The organism is Vibrio sp. Isolate23, from assembly GCF_022398095.1.
Classification (GTDB): domain Bacteria; phylum Pseudomonadota; class Gammaproteobacteria; order Enterobacterales; family Vibrionaceae; genus Vibrio; species Vibrio coralliilyticus_A.
Window position 1 is genome coordinate 245,660 of the sequence record NZ_JAKEUV010000003.1, and the last position, 17,684, is coordinate 263,343.

General features: G+C 46.9%; 15 protein-coding genes, 2 pseudogenes and 1 riboswitch. Of the genes and pseudogenes, 7 read left to right on the forward strand and 10 right to left on the reverse strand.

The features are described 5' to 3' along the window. The first annotated feature begins 6 nt into the window (after positions 1–6). The gene (locus L1D31_RS10955; protein WP_239837172.1) at positions 7–345 is read left to right on the forward strand and encodes a 50S ribosome-binding protein YggL; all 339 of its coding nucleotides are present in this window, start codon (positions 7–9) and stop codon (positions 343–345) included. Between the two features lie 45 nt (positions 346–390). Here the strand turns inward: L1D31_RS10955 and L1D31_RS10960 are convergent, their stop codons facing one another. Continuing rightward, entirely contained in the window at positions 391–633 is a 243-nt protein-coding gene (locus L1D31_RS10960) for a hypothetical protein (RefSeq protein WP_239837173.1), read from the reverse strand. A 447-nt stretch (positions 634–1,080) separates the two neighbouring features. Here L1D31_RS10960 and L1D31_RS10965 point away from each other — a divergent pair, with 447 nt between their 5' ends. Both L1D31_RS10965 and L1D31_RS10970 read left to right on the forward strand, forming a co-directional pair. Then, the gene (locus L1D31_RS10965) at positions 1,081–2,631 is read left to right on the forward strand and encodes a hypothetical protein (protein ID WP_239837174.1); all 1,551 of its coding nucleotides are present in this window, start codon (positions 1,081–1,083) and stop codon (positions 2,629–2,631) included. 292 nt (positions 2,632–2,923) lie between these two features. Beyond that, positions 2,924–3,028: riboswitch (glycine riboswitch) on the forward strand. 109 nt (positions 3,029–3,137) lie between these two features. Then, positions 3,138–4,511, forward strand: a complete 1,374-nt coding sequence (locus tag L1D31_RS10970) for a sodium:alanine symporter family protein (protein WP_239837175.1) — start codon at positions 3,138–3,140, stop codon at positions 4,509–4,511. A gap of 34 nt (positions 4,512–4,545) precedes the next feature. Here the strand turns inward: L1D31_RS10970 and L1D31_RS10975 are convergent, their stop codons facing one another. Then, on the reverse strand, positions 4,546–5,160 hold the full coding sequence (locus L1D31_RS10975; protein ID WP_171354491.1) for a LysE family translocator: 615 nt from the start codon (positions 5,158–5,160) through the stop codon (positions 4,546–4,548). Between the two features lie 266 nt (positions 5,161–5,426). On the opposite strand from L1D31_RS10975, the gene L1D31_RS10980 reads away from it, so the two are divergent. Beyond that, positions 5,427–6,911, forward strand: coding sequence for a carboxypeptidase M32 (locus L1D31_RS10980; RefSeq protein WP_239837176.1), 1,485 nt, complete (start codon positions 5,427–5,429; stop codon positions 6,909–6,911). 31 nt (positions 6,912–6,942) lie between these two features. On the opposite strand, the gene L1D31_RS10985 is transcribed toward L1D31_RS10980, so the two are convergent. The 7 genes from L1D31_RS10985 to L1D31_RS11015 all read right to left on the reverse strand — a co-directional run bounded on the left by L1D31_RS10985 (position 6,943) and on the right by L1D31_RS11015 (position 14,952). Next, entirely contained in the window at positions 6,943–7,500 is a 558-nt protein-coding gene (locus L1D31_RS10985; protein WP_239837177.1) for a thiamine phosphate synthase, read from the reverse strand. Positions 7,501–7,698: 198 nt separating this feature from the next. After that, positions 7,699–8,430 carry a DUF3726 domain-containing protein gene (locus L1D31_RS10990; RefSeq protein ID WP_239837178.1) on the reverse strand — a complete coding sequence of 244 codons (732 nt, stop codon included), beginning with the start codon at positions 8,428–8,430 and terminating at the stop codon, positions 7,699–7,701. Then, positions 8,427–10,163 carry a hypothetical protein gene (locus L1D31_RS10995; protein ID WP_239837179.1) on the reverse strand — a complete coding sequence of 579 codons (1,737 nt, stop codon included), beginning with the start codon at positions 10,161–10,163 and terminating at the stop codon, positions 8,427–8,429. The genes L1D31_RS10990 and L1D31_RS10995 overlap by 4 nt, the downstream gene beginning before the upstream one ends. A 93-nt stretch (positions 10,164–10,256) precedes the next feature. After that, positions 10,257–11,858, reverse strand: a complete 1,602-nt coding sequence (locus L1D31_RS11000) for a BCCT family transporter (RefSeq protein WP_239837180.1) — start codon at positions 11,856–11,858, stop codon at positions 10,257–10,259. A gap of 114 nt (positions 11,859–11,972) precedes the next feature. After that, positions 11,973–12,962, reverse strand: coding sequence for a membrane dipeptidase (locus tag L1D31_RS11005; RefSeq protein WP_171347776.1), 990 nt, complete (start codon positions 12,960–12,962; stop codon positions 11,973–11,975). Positions 12,963–13,028: 66 nt separating this feature from the next. Then, on the reverse strand, positions 13,029–14,489 hold the full coding sequence (locus tag L1D31_RS11010; RefSeq protein WP_239837181.1) for an aldehyde dehydrogenase family protein: 1,461 nt from the start codon (positions 14,487–14,489) through the stop codon (positions 13,029–13,031). A 64-nt stretch (positions 14,490–14,553) separates the two neighbouring features. After that, positions 14,554–14,952, reverse strand: coding sequence for a RidA family protein (locus tag L1D31_RS11015; protein ID WP_021456840.1), 399 nt, complete (start codon positions 14,950–14,952; stop codon positions 14,554–14,556). A 155-nt stretch (positions 14,953–15,107) separates the two neighbouring features. Between L1D31_RS11015 and L1D31_RS11020 the strand changes: the two genes are divergently transcribed. Continuing rightward, the gene (locus L1D31_RS11020) at positions 15,108–16,004 is read left to right on the forward strand and encodes a LysR family transcriptional regulator (protein ID WP_239837182.1); all 897 of its coding nucleotides are present in this window, start codon (positions 15,108–15,110) and stop codon (positions 16,002–16,004) included. 38 nt (positions 16,005–16,042) lie between these two features. On the opposite strand, the pseudogene L1D31_RS11025 reads toward L1D31_RS11020, so the two are convergent. Continuing rightward, a pseudogene (locus tag L1D31_RS11025) lies at positions 16,043–16,249 on the reverse strand (alpha/beta hydrolase); the annotation flags it as partial. Here L1D31_RS11025 and L1D31_RS11030 point away from each other — a divergent pair. Next, positions 16,234–16,416: pseudogene (locus L1D31_RS11030) on the forward strand (sodium transporter); the annotation flags it as partial. The pseudogenes L1D31_RS11025 and L1D31_RS11030 sit on opposite strands and share 16 nt — an antisense overlap. Positions 16,417–16,554: 138 nt before the next feature. Further along, positions 16,555–17,565: a LacI family DNA-binding transcriptional regulator gene (locus L1D31_RS11035; protein WP_239837184.1), complete on the forward strand. Its 1,011-nt coding sequence runs from the start codon at positions 16,555–16,557 to the stop codon at positions 17,563–17,565. Positions 17,566–17,684: the final 119 nt, after the last annotated feature.

Below are 17,684 nucleotides of genomic sequence, written 5' to 3' on the forward strand. Positions count from 1 at the left end.
AAAATAATGAAACCATATAAGTTAGAAAATAAGAAACGCCGTATCCAGAAGAAGCTATTTTTGGGTGAGTTCGCGATGCTTGGCTTTGAAGTCAACTGTGAAACAACGATCACTGACTTTGATAGCTACGACGCGTTTGTTGACGAGTTCATTGATTACATCGATGCACTTGGATTGAGTTTTGGTGGAGGTGGCCTAGAGTTGTTTGAAGGCTTTATTTGTCACTCAGAAAGATATCAAAGCGTAACAGAAGAGCAGCAAGCCAAGGTTGCTGCATGGCTTGATGCGCGAGCTGATGTGAAATCAGTGCAGGTTAGCGAGCTGGTTGACGCGAACTACTTCTAAGCTTTGCAGTAGCGCCCTACTCAGGGCGCTATTACTATGTCATATCTATTTCACTTCCAAACCTAGATTGTATTGCGCCAAGCATCGGGTGACATAACTCACTTTCAAAAACGCAGCTATTACGATGGTACTGATATGCGCCGCAATTTGAGTATTCAGGCTGAAGGAGTTAGCGTATGGATAAGAAATCAGCACGCTGACCACCAGTGCGAGAAAAGTGACAACCAGTCCAATATTTGAAACAGTCAAAAGTGTTTTAAATGCGGTGCGAGTTGGTTGAGCAAACATAGAGACCTCACTAGATTATTTTGTTTTTCTCTCTACATAGCATTCTTCCTGCCAACTTTAAAAATTCTATATAATCAATAAAATAAAAACGCCATCAAGTTAATCAGAGTCAATAAGACTCAATAACAATCAAGTCAAAAAGACACTAAATGGTCGTTTTATTTAAACTCAATTTAAACACTCAAACACTCCATCCAATAGTTTTTCAACCAGATAAAACTCAATAATTTTAATTAGTTAAACTTTCACATATATCAATTAGTGTAAACACTCTAAATACTATTGATATGCCAATTGATTTGTATGTAGTATGGCTTCTTCAGAGCAACGAAATTCAACTTTTCGCCTGCTCTGATATTCATCGAGAGCTTAAGTTAGTCCGCAGTCAACTTGTTGTAAGTCTCATTCCGCCATGAATTCCTACTTCATTAGTGAGGAGAGACCTCCATGCGATATTTAGCCTTATTCGCTGCCTTATTTTCATTAAGTACAAATGCATCACCCAATTTTCCTGATTTATCCGATTATCAAAAAATCGACAAAGTACCAGGAACAACATCACTTTCACGTAACGTCGGCGTCATCGGAAACCAAATTATTTTTAAAGATTTTGGCGTTTGGAAGTTTGGCCCAAGGCTTCCGGTTACCGGCAGTGGATATACCGATAAGTACATCTACAACACAGACCGCTTTATTGCTATCGGCTCCAACTCTGAGCACAAAGTTTGGCTGTATGAGCGCGAGAACGCATTCAAACCGAACTGGACGTTATCTAGTACAATCGAATTGCCAGACGACGTTGATCCACAACTTTCTCTATTTGGTGAGTCTGTTTACCTTGATGACCAGCTACTCACAATTTCCGATCCCAAACAAAGAAGCGTTTACGTATACCTCAGAAACTCTGGGGAATGGCAACTGGTCGATAAACTAGACGTCAATAGCTTCCCCGACCCTACTTTTCGATCTTTAGGATTTACTGTTCGCCGTCATGCGAACGAGTTGTACATCAGCGAATCTTCGGCTGAGCGTATCTTTATTTTCCGAAGTAGAGATCTTAATACTTGGCACTTAGGTGATGTCATTGAGTCACCAGATAAAACCCCGACTCAATCCAGTCAGTTTGGCTTCGCGTTTGACGTGAATAAACACTTTTTAGTCGTAAGTAGCTACACAACATCGTACGTGCATATCTTCATAAGACGCCACCCCTACGAATCTTGGAGCCTACAGCAAACGATCAAGCAAGCGGATATCGATACCGAAACAGGCGATTTCGGTCATGATGTGGAGCTAGATCGTACCACCTTCATGATCGGTGATGACGCGCTAGGTAAAGTTTATCGTTTCGATATCCAAAAAGGTAAAGAGTTGTCTTGGCAATTGGCTGACATCTTTCAGACTGGAGATGGAAGCAGTCGATATGGCTCTAGTTTTGGGTTTGAATCTGGCACGTTATTGATTAGTGATATCCGTAATGCACACCTATTTACGCGCCCTACTTCAAAAGTGAACATTGAAGGATATGTGTATTCTCAGGCTGGTATCCCTGTTCAAAACGCAGACGTAAGGGGTTACTTCTCCATCGCTAGAACAGACGCTAATGGCGCGTACACTTTACCTGTACCAAGAGGTTGGAGTGGCAACCTATACGCGGAAAAGTTTACTGGGGCAATTTACACCAGTCAAACCATTGATCTCAGTCGCACATATCAAGATGTCACACTCGAAGACTTTACTATTTCAGAGCCGATTATGTTTTCTACCACTATTGCCATCTCAGGAAACTGCCGTGATTCTGAAATGTACATAGAGGAAATTCCTAGAGGAGATCAAGACAATGTCTTTAGTCGACGTATTCGATTTGATCTTCGCCATGGTACTAGCGGAACCTTAACCCCTATCTCTGAAATCTGTGACGTGACCCCTACGCAAATTGAGTATGACTTCGTGGATGACAATGTAAGCTATAGCGTCAATGCACGACACAAAGAATAATCCTTTAACTGAGCCTCTAAATTTATTAGAGGTTCTTCCATACCTCACATTTCCAATCGTTCCCCACCTTGTAAAACATGCAAAATAATTATTGAATTACACAAAAATAATGATAGAGTTCACACGTTGACAGCAACCAGTGCTATCAACCAACTTTTGCTCGCTTTACGAGCAATCGTTCCAATGAAGACTGCAGGAGAGTGGTTATTTACCAAGTTTTAACATTTGGACAAAATAACCTACCGAAGAAGTAAATCTTTCAGGTGCTGTGAAAACAGCGAGGACTGTAGTTGGAGGAACCTCTGGAGAGAACCGTTAAATCGGTCGCCGAAGGAGCAAGCTTCATACTATCAATGTGTGTAGTGAAACTCTCAGGCAAAAGGACAGAGGAGTGAAAAGAACAACCTAGCTATGATCGCTTTTCTGCCTGTAGCGTTTGTTGAGACTTGTCGTCTCTACCCTTTCACTCTTCTCCTTAGTAATGCTTTATCAATTAAGGGGAAATCATGGATAACCTTCAATCTTTACTTAAAACTATCGACAGCTTTGTCTGGGGTCCACCACTGCTTATCCTGTTAGTGGGAACCGGTGTCTACTTTACTTTTCGCTTAGGCTTACTTCAGTTTCGACACCTACCGACTGCACTGAAAATGGTTTTCAGCAAAGATGATTCTAAAAAACCAGGTGATATTTCAAGCTTCGCCGCTCTTTGTACCGCGCTTTCTGCCACCATTGGTACAGGTAATATTGTTGGTGTCGCAACCGCAATAAAACTTGGTGGCCCGGGTGCACTGTTCTGGATGTGGCTTGCTGCTCTGTTCGGAATGGCGACCAAATATGCAGAATGCTTATTAGCCGTTAAATACCGTAACGTAGATGACAAAGGCCAGATGGTTGGTGGGCCAATGTACTACCTCCAATATGGAGTGGGTTCTCGTACGCTCGCATCGCTATTCGCCTTCTTCGCTTTGGGTGTTGCCTGCTTCGGTATTGGTACTTTCCCTCAGGTAAACGCGATTCTAGACGCCAGCCAGATCTCTTTTGGCGTGCCACGCGAAGCATCCGCAGTGGTACTGACGCTACTAGTGGCGTTTGTCACGCTGGGTGGTATTCAGTCAATTGCTAAAGTTGCAGGCAAAGTCGTGCCAACGATGGCGCTGTTCTACGTATTGGCTTGTTTGAGCGTGATTGTCATCAACAGCGATCAACTGCTCAATGCTATCGAGCTGGTTCTGGTGTCTGCTTTCACACAAACGGCGGCAACAGGTGGCTTCCTTGGTGCGAGCATCATGCTAGCCATCCAGTCGGGTATTGCTCGTGGTGTTTTCTCTAACGAATCGGGTCTTGGCAGTGCTCCCATGGCAGCAGCGGCGGCGAAAACCGATTCGTGTGTGAGACAAGGTCTGATTTCGATGACAGGTACCTTCTTCGATACCATCATCATTTGCACGATGACAGGTCTTGCACTGATCCTGACTGGTGCCTGGCAAAGTGACTTTGCCGGTGCAGCGATGACGACTCACGCTTTTGCTGTTGGCCTGAATGCTGAAACGCTTGGCCCTATTCTGGTTTCCGTTGGTTTGATCTTCTTCGCCTTCACAACCATTCTGGGTTGGAACTACTATGGTGAGCGCTGTGTCGTATTCTTGTTCGGCACCAAAGCCGTTCTGCCATACAAGGTTATCTTCCTTGCTTTGGTGGCATCAGGCGCTTTCCTACACCTCGATATGATTTGGATTATTGCTGATATCGTTAACGGCTTGATGGCGGTGCCTAACCTGATCGGTTTGATCTTGCTACGTCATGTTGTGATTGAGGAAACGAAAGCGTATTTCAAAGCCGCTGTCGATAACATAAAGCAGCCTCAGATGCAGAGCTAACCAATAAAAAAACAGCGGCTTAAGCCGCTGTTTTTTATTCTTCCACCATAAGTTTCACACCCAAGCCAACGAGAACCACTCCCGTTGTTGCTTCCATCCGGCGCATAAACTTAGGGCTTTTAAGTAGGTTCTTCGCTGAGTTCAAAGTACCTGCTAAGCCACACTGCCAAATCATGGCAATCACAAAGTGGATAGCCGCCATCAAACTGGATTGCAAAAATGCCGAGCCCTCGGGATTGATAAACTGAGGCAAGAACGCGAGATAGAAAACCGCTGTTTTCGGATTGAGAATATTTGACAGAAACCCTTCTCGAAGCGAGCGTTTCATATCCAGATTATGCGTATGAGACTCCATATTCGATAGAGCAACATCCCCTTTCCAGACCTCTCTTAAAGTCGTCGCTCCCAGCCATATAAGATAAGCGGCACCAACCATCTTTACTGCATTAAACAGTTCTGCCGACTGAGCCAAAATGGCGGAAATACCAATTGCTGAAAACGTCGCGTGAACAAACAGACCTAAACAAATACCTAGACTGGTGGCAACGCCATCTTTCACTCCACCTCGGGAAGAATTGCGTAGCACCAGCGCAGTGTCCAGACCCGGTGTTAGCGTTAAAATGGTAATGGCGATCAGAAACGCTTCCATATTGTTAATCACATCTACTCCTTTCTATGCCTCTTCTCGAATTCATCGAGGTCATTTGATAACCCTCTTCTATCATCAAAACGTCAGTGAATAAACAACGAGGTGGAATTCTTTTTCGCCATACCAATAACATTTAAATCACTAAATGCTAGAAATAGTGTGATTTAACAGGGACTCAATCCAATGGATGTAACCGGATAGTACTTGGTCTGATTACGCGAGGTTGATACACTTTCCTTCTCCTAAATAGTCACGGAAGGCGACCCATGAGCGCATTCGAAAAACTCAAAGCACATTCTAAAAAAATCTCTCATTTCAGCCACCTTGCTTCTATTTGTGGTTGGGACCAAGCAGCAGTTATGCCTAGCGGCGGTAACCAAGCTCGCTCTGAAGCCATGGCGGAACTCTCGGTTCATATTCACGGCCTTCATACTCAGCCTCAACTGGCAGACTGGTTTGCAGAAGCCGAAGGTGAATCACTCAACACAGATGACAAGGCGACACTTCGCGAGTTGAAACGCCAGTGGCAGCAAGCCAACCTTCTCCCAGAAGAACTGGTGCAAGCTAAATCTCTCGCAGGTTCCAAATGTGAACATGCATGGCGTACACAACGTGGTGACAATGACTGGGTTGGGTTCGAGAAGAACTGGGCTGAGGTAGTGAAACTTTCTCAGGAAGAAGCGCAAATCCGAGCAGAAGCAAACGGACTCACTCCATACGATGCCATGTTGGATATCTACGAACCCGGCACCAGCTCTGCATCCCTGGATACTTTGTTTAGCAATGCGAAAAGCTGGTTGCCAGAACTTATCGATGAAGTGATTGAAAAGCAGTCTTCTGAGCAGTTTGTTCAACCTGAAGGTAAATTCGCAACAGATAAGCAGAAAGCACTTGGTCTCGAAGTGATGAAGCTACTGCAGTTCGATTTTGAGCATGGTCGTTTAGATGAGAGTGTGCACCCATTCTGTGGCGGTGTGCCATCGGATGTACGAATTACGACTCGCTACGACGAAAACGAGTTCGTTCAATCGCTGATGGGCATTGTACACGAAACGGGTCACGCTCGTTATGAACAAGGACTACCAAAACCTCTTGCTGGATTACCTTCTGGTGAAGCTCGCTCTATGGGTATTCACGAGTCACAATCGCTATTTTTTGAAATGCAGGTCGGGCGCAGCGACGCCTTTATCGCTCATCTGGCAGGTTTTGCGGCCAAGCATTTCGATGGCCATAACCCAGCGCTATTCTCGCAGGAAAATTTCCACAAGCTATACACCCGCGTGAAAAAGGACTTCATTCGTGTTGATGCCGACGAGCTTACCTACCCTGCTCACGTTATTCTGCGCTACGAAATTGAGCGCGATCTGATCAACGGTAAAATCAAACACACTGACGTCCCTGAACTGTGGAATGAAAAAATGCAGGCTTACCTTGGACTGTCGACCAAAGACAACTTTAAGAACGGTTGTATGCAAGACATCCACTGGACAGACGGCGCATTCGGCTACTTCCCATCTTACACATTAGGGGCAATGTATGCCGCGCAGTTTATGGCGGCAATGAAGCAAACTGTTGATGTTGATACAGCCATTCAAGCTGGCGATTTAACGCCAATCTTTAGCTGGCTATCAGACAATATCTGGAGCAAGGGAAGCTTACTCACAACAGATCAGTTAGTGAAGCAAGCGACAGGCGACACTCTCAACGCGCAATTCTTTAAAGATCACCTCAAGAATCGCTATCTAGGCTAAACGCTAAGGCTGGTGAATTCACCAGCCTTTTTTATTTCTCAACCTGCCAAAAGTCTGAAATCCCAGCAACGCCGTGCGCACCGTAGCTTTGTGCATGTTCTACGTTATGGGTACTTTGCCCACCGAGGGCAAAGGTTGGCATGTTCGCCAATTTGGATAGCTCCGCAAAGCGCTGCCAACCAATCGGAGTGGCATCAGGATGAGAGTTCGTCGCTTCCACTGGCGAAATAGTAATGAAGTCACACCCCGCTTTATTCGCCAGCTCAATCTCCTGCTCATTGTGGCACGATGCCGCCAGGTATTGCGCGCCGCTGTGACGAACTGACTGAATTAAAGCCTTATCTGAGAGGTCTTTCGAAGTAAGGTGCACGCCATGAAAAGGAGCTACATCCGAGCCGTCATAGGAAGCAGAATTGACTAACACAATCCCTTTCACGTTGGGACCAATTGCTTGCTTTAGAGACGATAAACTGTACGACTTGGCTCTCAGTTGGCACAAACTGTCAGCGCCTTGCAAAACAAGTAATTGCGCCAACTCATCTAAACTCTTCTCATTACGGGTAATGGCGTACTTTGTAGGTAACAACATTGGCGACTCTTTTCTCTTAAATAAACTCTGCTAAACATCTGAAATGTTACTACTTGAGCGCGAGATTTTCACTACCATCGTCACCTGAGCAGTTCAAGAAAATACAGACTTAAAAATAGCTATGCACAGCATCGCTATTTTACTAGCCCTATAGTTCACTGCTTTGGAAGCCAAGGTCTTGACCTTGGCTTTTCAGTATTAGGCAAGCTCTCCGGCACCTTGCCTTGAACGTTCGCTATTCTCGACCAGAAACACTGTCGCGGTCTGCTTTAGTAATTCCCATTCTTCGTCTTCAACGAAAATGCCCTCTCGCCATGAGGACTGCTGTGCATCGACGAGCTCCTTAGCATCAACATACACGTTGTAGCCTTGCGAACTGGCGCTGACATCAAAATCACTTACCGCCAATTCAATCGTCATCGAGTGATAACTTTCTATCGAACCACGGCTCTCTTCTGAGAAATACAGTTCCGGTGCAATATTACCTCGATTCAAGACGTACAATACATTTTTAGGGCTGGTGCCATTGGTCCAGCGAGCACGACACGCGATACCTTTAGCTGCCAACTTCACTAACTCGCTGTACGCCAACCAACGGTTATGGCACTGCTTGAGCTCAATTGTAATGGCTTTAGATTGGACCATTTTCTCCAGCGCAAAATCCAACACGGCAGGTAAGTGACAAGCCACACTGCTATTGTGCAAATCCACCTCTAGACTCTCATCAGAACGTTGCGAAATCGACACCGCGCAGTCAGAATCTAAGCCAAGAAAACGACTGGCATTATTAAAGTGACGGACACCATGCAATCCGGCCATTTGTAAATCGGCCACCATATTGGCAATGACATCCGCTTCACCACACAAACGACGTGCGCCTAAGAATGCTTTATTGACTGCCGCAACCAGCTCATTGTGTGACACGATCATAATGCGTTTCCTCCTTGGACCTTGTTCGACTGACGATTCTGGGTCTCACTTTCGGTTGGCATTAAAGGGAAGATCCAATTGTCGTTGTGCTGCTCTGAGCCGATTTCGTCCAGCAAAGGCGCACCTTGAAAGAAGGTCACCCGTACCCAGCGATCTGAGCGGGGATCAAATTTCGTCGCACCAAAGAAAGCCAGCTTACAGCGCAGCAAATACATAGGCAGTGCATCTTGGCGTAACACGTTCATCTGAATATCACCCATCTGGCGATGGCCCAAGGTCCAGACTCGACGCGCAATTGAGCGATATTGAGGATGTTGTAATAGAAACTGAGCCAGTGACATCTCACACGGCTGTTGAGAGACTGCGTTAAACAGGCGGTTGACCTGACGGCCGATATCAAGCGGCAGCTCTCGGTCTTCACCGGATTCCTCTCCGCGAACCCCAAGTCTCGGTTCTTCTTTATCCTCAGAGCGATACCAGAACCAATAGTTGTTCTCTGCCAACGAATAATCGGCGTCAATCGCCCAGCGATATTTATCGTTTAACACATCAAGCAAATCACCAACACTTTTCCCACTAGCAACAGACAAAGTTTCATCGGTGTTCATCTGCTCTTCAAAACGGTTAACCAGTTCGGGATAAAGCTCGATCAAACAAGAAGTGACAATCTCTTGAGTTTCCAAACTGTAGGTCGTCAACCCCTCCATCACACCCTGCCAGTTGGGCTGTTGTGAAGTGATGTTCGCCAGATCTTTATGAATAAGAGTCAGCTCAGCAATCGCCTGTTGATTCAACGCATTCTGATGCGGATTGATGGTCACTACCTGCTCTAAATGTTTGATGGCTTTATTCAATAACTGACTCAAAGGCCCATGCATCTCTGAATCGCATGGCTTTACTAAAACCTTCGCTAAAGCACTTTCACGTGCCGTCATCCATTGATCAACGATACATGGGTGATTAATCAAATAAGGCGCCATTCCCAGCCCAGTGGCATTACCAACGCCAAGATAGCGTTGCAGTCCTCGGTCTAACTCCACTGCATTTTCACCACCTTGCTGACGTGCAAGGTAATGCACCCAATCGAGACTGAACTCGCGCAGCAGGTACACAGCGCACATCTGCGCACTGAAGGACAGACTGAAGTCCGGGTTGTTCTCCAGTAGCTTGAAGTCCGCAATCCCAAACTTACCGTTGCCATACACGGCTGTTGTTCTGAGGATGTAACCCACCTGTGCCAGCTCTTCGCCTTGTGGTTGAACGCCTTTAGCCAGCGCCGAGACAATATGTTCGAACACTCGTACACTTTTGTTTGCTCTTGCCAGCACCAACACATTGTTTGGATTGCGCCCAGCTTCCTGAAGCGGAACATTGGCACGCAATTGCTCAAGCAAACTCACATCAACATCACCGTAAACCAAGGCAAACGTGACATCCCACCTTTCCGCGATGACTCTGTCATTGCGCTCTTCGTCTGCAATCTGATCACAAAACACCACGAGATGATAAACATGGTGCGGGGTGTTAAGTCGATAAATGACATGGCCAAACCCTTGCGGGCACAGTTGCCAATCATGACGGCTCACCTGCCATTGCTGTCTAGCCATTTTGCGAATCAGACTGCGTACAAAACTGATTCGATTTTGGTGCATAGCTCCTAGCCTTTCTGGCGCCATGACTACCTCTGCATTGCGCAACGATGTTTCAGTGTAAGTAGAACGATGTGCATCCATTTTGCTCACCACCTGTTGTTATTGTAAGAATGGTTAGAGTGTGCGGATAATTTCCGCACACTGTTCACGTTATTTGTTGTTAATAAGTAGTCTCTAGTACCCTTGTGCTTTCGCCATCTTGATCGCGATTTGTGGCGCATTCCAAAGTGATGGCAGCAGTATCAATGACACCGGAACCGCAGTGATCACGATAAAAGACTGCAATGCAGAGATCCCGCCAGAACCCAGTGAAATCAGAATCAGCGCCGTTACACCCATGGCGACACCCCAGAATGTACGCACGATGGCATTGGGCTCAGTATCTCCACTGATCACCACGCTGATGGTGTACGTCATGGAGTCACCGGTTGTAACGATGAAGATCGTCGTCAGGATAAGGAACAGCACCGACACCACCATAGGTAACGGTAGTTGTTGAGTGACCGCCAATAGCGCACCCGGCAGATTGAAACCTTCGAAAGCTTTACTGACACTACCTGGCTCAGCAATTTCAAATGCCAGACCAGAACCACCAACAATGGTGAACCAGAAGCAGGTCGCCAGTGGTGCCACAATGCTAATGGTCGAGATTAACTGGCGGATACTGCGACCGCGGGAAATGCGCGCAATAAAGATCGCCATCATAGGTCCATAGCCAAGGAACCAGCCCCAGAAAAAGACCGTCCACCAGCTAAGCCAGCCTTCATCCCCACGATAAGTCGCCATTGGGATGAAGTTATCGAGCATGCTGCCCACACCCTGAATGTAGCCGTTGAAGATAAAGTTCGTTGGGCCAAATAGAAGAATGTAGATCATCAGAGCGATAGCCAAAATTACGTTGTAACGGCTAAGCATCTGCATTCCACGATTCAGACCACTCAGAGCAGACAAAGTATAAAGTGCGATGGCAAACAGAATAATGATCAGCTGAGTGGTAAAGCCGTCGGGAATATCAAACAATGCGTTTAACGCGTAGCTAACCTGTAGACCTAGGAAGCCAATTGGACCTATCGTCCCTGCAGCAACCGCGATGATGCAACACGCATCAATGATCGCACCCGTATGACCTTTTAATGCACGTTCACCAAGAACCGGATAGAGAAGAATACGAGGTTTCAGCGGCAGACCTTTATCGTAATGAAGATGCATCACCACAATGGCGGTGAGACTGCCAACAATGGCCCATGCAAGGAACCCCCAGTGCATAAAGGATTGCGACAGTGAGTTGACGGCTAACTGTTGAGGGTTATCTTGTGGGCCGTAGAGTGGTGGTGGGCTAACGTAATGAGCAATTGGCTCTGCCGCAGCCCAGAACACACCACCACCAGCGAGTAAGGTACAGAAAATGATCGCAGTCCAGCGGAAAGTATCCATTTCGGGTTTGGTTGTGCCACCGAGTATCACCTTACCTGTTCGCCCTGCAGCGAGCCCAAGGCCAATAAGAAAGGTGAGAAGCAGTAGCAACTGCCAGTATGGACCAAACACTTTCACTGACCAGCCAAATCCTGCATTGACCAGATTAGACAGCAGTTCGCCATCATAGAGCGCTAAAGCAACAAACAGAGCGATGAACCCACCGCTATACCAGAAAGCGGGATTGCTCAGCCCAAGCTTGTCAGGCGAATTTTCATTGGCAGACGTATTGTGCTTAGCCTGTGATTTGTCAGATGCCATGTTCATTGCGGCAGCTTTCATGCTATTGGTTAAATCAGACATATGCTGACTCCAGAAGTTTTTCGGTAGTGGCGATCAGGCCAGCTACACGAGTGTATTCAACGACCCACCTTGTTTTAGTTGTTGTGGTGGGCTGCTCCATGTTTGGGTTAAGGTTTATGAAATAGGCTCAAGTCCTTCTTTCAGAAAGTTAAACCAGTTATCACCCAGTATTTGTCCCGCCTCGGACTCACTGAATCCATGACGAATTAATCCGTTGTAGATGTTCTCCATCCCTTTACTTCCGCTAAACCACGGCAGCGCATCCGGCCAGCCCGAATTGCTTGCAGAGCCTTCGCCATAATCCATCGCCTTAGACCAGCGCCCATTGCGCATCCACTCCAACACTTGTTGTGGTTGGTTGAGGCATAAATCGCTGCCAATACCAAGGTGTTCAACACCGAATAGCTCGGCCGTTTTCGCCACCATCTGGCAGAAATCCTCTAGTGAACATTGGCTGCCGTTTGGCAAGTGAAATGGGTAGAGACTGAAGCCAATTAGGCCACCACGCTCCGTCAGCGCTTTAATCACTGTGTTGGATTTGTTACGAAGCGCATCGTGAGCAAAGCTCGGGTTCGCATGGCTAATGCAAATCGGGCGAGAAGAAAGGTCAATCGCTTCCAGCGTCGAACGTTCCGCGCTATGGGACATATCAATGATCATCCCCACTCGGTTCATTTCTGCGATAGCTTGCTTACCAAAGCGAGTAATGCCCGTATCGTTTGCCTCGTAACACCCGGTCGCAAGCAAACTTTGGTTGTTGTAGGTTAGCTGCATAATCAGTAAACCTTGGCGGCGCATCACCTCAATCAGGCCAATTTCATCATCAATTGGCGAGCAGTTTTGCGCACCAAAGAAGATGCCGACCTTGCCTTGTTGCTTAGCGGTTTCCACATCGGCCATTGAGTAGATGGGCATGATGAGATCGGAGTTTTGTTCAAAACGTAAATTCCATTCAGCAAATCGGCTCAGGGTTTCACGTGCATTTTCGTGATAAACAATGGTCGCATGTACTGCGGTGATTCCACTGGCCTTGAGAGTTTGGAAATACTCTCTGTCCCAGTTGCAGTACTGAAGTCCATCAATGATGATTCGTTGTTGGTACATAACCATTCCTCATTAATTCTTTGAACTGCTTTATGTCGGGCAGCCCAGCGACTGCCCAATGCAGATTTAGTACGGACGTTGATATGCCGTTTTCACTACGGTGTAGAACTCTTTGGCGTATTGGCCCTGCTCACGAGGACCAAAGCTAGACTCTTTACGGCCACCAAATGGAACGTGGTAGTCTGTCCCTGCAGTTGGTAGGTTGACCATCACACAGCCGGTCTGTGCTTGCTGTTTGAAGATGGCACTCGTGCGCAAGCTTTGCGTCACAATCCCGCCAGTCAGACCAAAGCGAGTATCGTTGGTGACAGCAATCGCTTCATCCAAGTCAGCAACTCGAATCACGCTCGCCATTGGCGCAAACACTTCTTCCTGATTCACTTCCCAGCTGTTTTGCGTGTTGAGGAATAACGTTGGCGACATGTAGTAGCCATCATGTTTGAGGTTCAAACGCTCGCCACCATACGCTAGCTCAGCACCGCTTTGACGTGCTTTCTCAATCCACTCGAAGTTTGCCTCTAGCTGATTGCCATCAACGACAGGGCCCATAAAGATGCCCTCTTCCAACGCATGGCCTACCTTAAGTTCGCTCATGCGTTTGATCAGCGCTTCTACGTAAGCGTCATGGATCCCGTCCATCACCACTAAGCGTGAAGAGGCTGTACACTTCTGACCCGCACCGGAGAATGAACCCGCGATGGTTGCTTCGACTGCAATTTGAATGTCTGCATCATCGGCAACTACTAGGGCGTTTTTGCTGCCCATTTCAAGCTGGCAGCGAACAAAGTTTGGTGCTGTTGCCGCCGCCACTTTGCGTCCTGTATCGACGGAGCCAGTAAAGCTCACACCATTCACGTCTGTCGAATGAATCAGTGTGTTACCAACTTGAGAACCGCTACCCAATACCAAGTTAAATGTGCCTGCTGGCAACCCTTGGCGATGAATAATTTCAGTCAGTGCAACGGCACTGGCTGGCGTCAAGTTGGCAGGTTTCCAAACAACGCTGTTACCAAATGCCAGCGCTGGCGCTATCTTCCAAGCAGCGGTTGCAGTCGGGAAGTTCCAAGGAGAAATAATGGCGATAACACCTACGGCTTCGCGAGTCACTTCAACAGAGACCCCTGGACGGACGGAGGCAGCGTTATCGCCAATCTGACGCAACACTTCGGCAGCGAAATATTGGAAGAACTGGCCTGCACGGTAGATTTCACCGCGACCTTCAGCAAACGGCTTACCTTCTTCACTCGATAGTAACTTTCCTAGCTCATCGCAACGGGCAATCAGTTCATCACCAATCGCTTGCAGTACTGCCTGCTTGCGCTCGATGGGTGTTTTTTCCCACTCAGGTTGAGCCTGCTTAGCCGCCTGAATAGCTTGTTGAACCTGAGCTTCACTCGCCTGAGCAAAATCACCCAGATTCTCGCTGATATCGGATGGGTTAATGTTGGCAACGGTATTGATGCCTGACTGCCATTCGCCGCCAATGTAGAGCGATTTTTCGGCCTGAACCTTGTTTAATGATGTCATGATTGCTTCCTTTGTTCTTGCTGACGGCTTTACTCGCCATCAGGCTGTTATTCGTAATAAGGGGTTACTGGGCTTGGTTCGCAGAAGCGTAAACGACAAACTCCACCAACATCTCTTCTCTTGCCAGGCCAGCAACGACCATGGCAGCACGATTTGGGTACGGCGCGTCAAAGTACTCGGCGTAAACTTGGTTAACCGTTTTGAGGTATTCGCGGTCAGTCACGTAAATCAGCACTTGCAGAACAGAGTCCAATGACTCGCCTGCGCATTCTAGGGTGTGCACCAAGTTGTTAAATGTCTGACGGGTTTGCGCTTCAATACCCCCTTCCACTACAGCACCAGTAGCATCAATCGGGATTTGCGCGGTGTACAGCGTGCCATTGTTAACAATCGCCCATTCCAGAGGAGCCTTTGAAGCGAACAGTGATGTTTTGACTGGGTGTTTTTGAGTTTGAGTATTCACGTGCCTTCAACCTTTTGTAACCAAATTGTTTCGCAATAGTTAAATCTTGCACTTTGACAGACGATAAATCGAACGGTAAATTTCTTACATTCGATAAAAAAAACTTATCACCTTACTGAGACTATGGTGAATAAAGGGATGGTAAGGAGTCCGAGTTGAGCATCAAATTTCAACAATTAAAGCATTTTGTGATGGTGGTCGAAGAAGGCGGTTTTCGCGCAGCATCACATCGCGCCAACCGTTCTCAGGCCGCATTATCTACATCAATAAAAGAGCTGGAAAAGATATTGGGACAAGCATTATTCGAAGCGGGTAACAAAGCCAAGTTAACCCCATTTGGTGAAATCTGCTTGCCGAAGATCGTTCAGTTTCTCAATATCTACACAGCGCTAGACAACGATTTGCGAGCTGCTGCAGCCGGCCAGCAAGGAAGGGTAAAAATTGCCAGTGTTCCCTCTGTCGCCGCTAAACTCATTCCGAGCGTTTTAGGAGCATTCTGCGAGCAACACCCAAACGTAGAAGTCAGTTTGATCGATGACAATGCCGCAGGGGTCGAAGCGAGATTACTCTCTGGCGAGGTTGATTTAGCACTGGGAAACCCGTCTCATCTCGATGATGACAACATGACGTTCACGCCTTTATTATCGGACCCGATTGGTGTGGTGTGTTTGAGTGATAATCCGATTGCGACTAGCCGAGAAGGCATTGAGTGGCAAACATTGCTCAAGCAGCCATTTATTCGTAACGGTACCTGCACTTTGCTTGATCCGACGCCTGCCCGAGCTCTAAGTCAGCAAGCCCTCTACTCGGTAGAGAACATTACCTCGCTGTTTTCCGTATTAGAACTGGGCATCGGTGTCACAACCCTGCCGAAATTGGCCTTCCCTACCAATGAAACCAGATTGGTATGGATACCACTTATCGACCCGCCATTGGAAAGACAAATCGGTATCTTCACGCTCAGCGACCGCACTATTTCTCCGCAGGCACAAGCGTTTCACGATTTATGTGTGGAGTACTTAAACTATCAGGATGATGACAGTCAGGATTGATTATAAAAGCAACCCCGCCAAAATCAGCGGGGTCAGGACTAAAACCACTTTGGCTGGTTGAGTGTCAGCCAGTCGGATATGCGCCGTGCTACGGCGCCTGACTGCTCCATGCTGGAGAGGTGACCGCAGCTTGGTAATACGTGCAACGTCACATCTGGGATGTGCTTAGCCATCAGTAAGTGATTGTCGATAGGACACAGCAAATCATCTTTGCCGGTAATGACGAGGCATGTTCGTCTTCTCACTAGTTCTACTGTGGGGAATCAACACCTTCACCGATAACGCACCAATGTTTATCAACTTTGTTCGTGGCTGCTCGATTGTCGTTGCCATCAGTGTTGTTGCCTACGCTCTATATTCACTACGAGGTTCTAAAACAGTCAAACCGGAGCAGGTTGAGACGGTGGAATAGTTCTGGGTTGTACCCAATCAAAGTAGCCTAATAAACCAAAAGCCTTATTTTAACTTAAGTAAGGCTTTTTCTCTTTATGACTACGTACCTATTTATGTTAGGCTTGCTGTGTTTTTGTCACTAGATGAACGATAACCCATGAACTCCACTAAGCAGACAGTCACGTCAAAAGATGTCGCAAAACTCGCCGGTGTTTCTCAATCAACCGTTTCTCGTGTTTTCGTTCCTGGCAGCTCAGTGTCAGAGAAAACAAAACAAAAAGTTTATGAAGCTGCTAAAGCGTTGAATTACCGTCCCAATGCGTTTGCTCGTAGTCTAACAACCAACGAGTCCAAACTTATCGGTTTGGTTTTTCCTGATGCCGATTATCCGATTCATATGAAAACCCTTCAGCTTATTTCGTCAGAACTACAAAAACTGGGTTATTCAGCAGTTTTGATTCCGTGGCAGGTTGATGACAAAGAAAATCATTCTATCCCTAATATATTCCAGTACCGCGTGGATGGCGTGATTGCCGCTTCGGCCACGTTCAACAAAAGCCTCTATGAAGAGTGTGAAGAGTTCAATATTCCCATTGTTCAATACGCGCGTGTCGTCGAGGGAACCAAAAGTAGTTACGTGATCAGCGATAACTATGAAGCAGGCCAACAAGCCGCACAATTATTAGTTGAGTGCGGCGCGAAACATCCCGTCTATCTAACAGGCGAAGTACCAACTTTCACCAATGATGAACGCCAAAAAGGCTTCTGTAGTGAGTTTGAAGATTTGACAAGTACGCTCCCTCAAGTTGTTGAAGCAAACTACGACTATACCGCCGCGCTTGACGATATTCGTCAGCTGCTAAAAAGGACAGAGCGCCCTGATGCAGTGTTCTGCGCGACGGACAATCTGGCGATGGCATTAACGGATGTCGCTCGCTATGAATTTAGCTTACGTATTCCTGAAGATTTACAGGTGATCGGTTTTGATAATATCCCTCAAACCGAGTGGCTGAGCTACCAACTCACAACATTCAGGCAGGACTTCAAGCGCCTAGCCAGAGAAAGCGTCAAAATTGTGGTAGATCAAATCAACGAGCAAAACACCAGCATGGTCAAAATGATGGTGCCAGTTAAACGGATTGAACGACGCACGACCAGCCGTGAGTAAGTCGCGGCTCATGCTTTTCTAGAATGATTCTGAATGCTAATGGGTAAAGCTGAGGTTGGGTAACTGAAGTGGTACCTTTACCAAATAAGATACCTACATTATGAGGGATATTAAGCGAT

Bases quoted from the DNA above. Each gene is read 5' to 3' on its own strand.
- L1D31_RS10955 (WP_239837172.1), top strand. From the start codon at position 7: ATGAAACCATATAAGTTAGAAAATAAGAAACGCCGTATCCAGAAGAAG.
- L1D31_RS10960 (WP_239837173.1), bottom strand. From the start codon at position 633: ATGTTTGCTCAACCAACTCGCACCGCATTTAAAACACTTTTGACTGTT.
- L1D31_RS10965 (WP_239837174.1), top strand. From the start codon at position 1,081: ATGCGATATTTAGCCTTATTCGCTGCCTTATTTTCATTAAGTACAAAT.
- L1D31_RS10970 (WP_239837175.1), top strand. From the start codon at position 3,138: ATGGATAACCTTCAATCTTTACTTAAAACTATCGACAGCTTTGTCTGG.
- L1D31_RS10975 (WP_171354491.1), bottom strand. From the start codon at position 5,160: ATGGAAGCGTTTCTGATCGCCATTACCATTTTAACGCTAACACCGGGT.
- L1D31_RS10980 (WP_239837176.1), top strand. From the start codon at position 5,427: ATGAGCGCATTCGAAAAACTCAAAGCACATTCTAAAAAAATCTCTCAT.
- L1D31_RS10985 (WP_239837177.1), bottom strand. From the start codon at position 7,500: ATGTTGTTACCTACAAAGTACGCCATTACCCGTAATGAGAAGAGTTTA.
- L1D31_RS10990 (WP_239837178.1), bottom strand. From the start codon at position 8,430: ATGATCGTGTCACACAATGAGCTGGTTGCGGCAGTCAATAAAGCATTC.
- L1D31_RS10995 (WP_239837179.1), bottom strand. From the start codon at position 10,163: ATGGATGCACATCGTTCTACTTACACTGAAACATCGTTGCGCAATGCA.
- L1D31_RS11000 (WP_239837180.1), bottom strand. From the start codon at position 11,858: ATGTCTGATTTAACCAATAGCATGAAAGCTGCCGCAATGAACATGGCA.
- L1D31_RS11005 (WP_171347776.1), bottom strand. From the start codon at position 12,962: ATGTACCAACAACGAATCATCATTGATGGACTTCAGTACTGCAACTGG.
- L1D31_RS11010 (WP_239837181.1), bottom strand. From the start codon at position 14,489: ATGACATCATTAAACAAGGTTCAGGCCGAAAAATCGCTCTACATTGGC.
- L1D31_RS11035 (WP_239837184.1), top strand. From the start codon at position 16,555: ATGAACTCCACTAAGCAGACAGTCACGTCAAAAGATGTCGCAAAACTC.